General features: G+C 66.8%; 1 protein-coding gene. It reads left to right on the forward strand.

From position 1 onward, the window contains the following. Nucleotides 1–165 precede the first annotated feature (165 nt). Nucleotides 166–546 (forward strand): PAS domain-containing protein (locus tag FQ755_RS06035; RefSeq protein ID WP_144152119.1); only part of this gene is annotated, 381 nt, incomplete at its 3' end.

A 546-nucleotide genomic window follows, 5' to 3' on the forward strand; every position in this document is an offset into this window, starting at 1 on the left:
CCGCCTGCCTGGTGACGCCACGGTATGAATGCACTACCCCACCCGGTGCATCCGTCCCTTGCATGGCAACCGCCCGCCGGCGAAGATTCCGCAGGCACGCCGCCGCCCGGGCAACCCGCCCGAGCCACGCCGGAACGACCCGGCACGTCATCCGGAACACCAGCCATGAACGAAGCCGTTAACGAAGAGCAGGCGCTCAAATCGCATACCGACCGGCGCCAGTTGCACCAGATCATCGCCGGGCTCACCGAGGGCGTGATCCTGGTCGAGCCGGACCAGCGCATCGTCTGGGCCAACGACGCCGCGCTGGAGATGCACGGGGTACACACGCTCGACGAACTCGGCGCGAACGTCACCGAATACCGCGAGCGCTTCCGGCTGCGCTACCGGAACAATCATCCGGTGCAGGAAGGCCATTACCCGATGGACCGCGTGATCTCCGGCGAGGAATTCAGCGACGTGACCGTGGAAGTGTTCCGCGCCGACGACGAGGAGCAGAGCTGGGTGCACCGGATCCGCAGCCTGGTGCTGACCAACTCGGCGGGC

The sequence above is a fragment of the Paraburkholderia sp. BCC1885 genome (genome assembly GCF_900996235.1).
Taxonomy (GTDB): Bacteria; Pseudomonadota; Gammaproteobacteria; order Burkholderiales; family Burkholderiaceae; genus Paraburkholderia.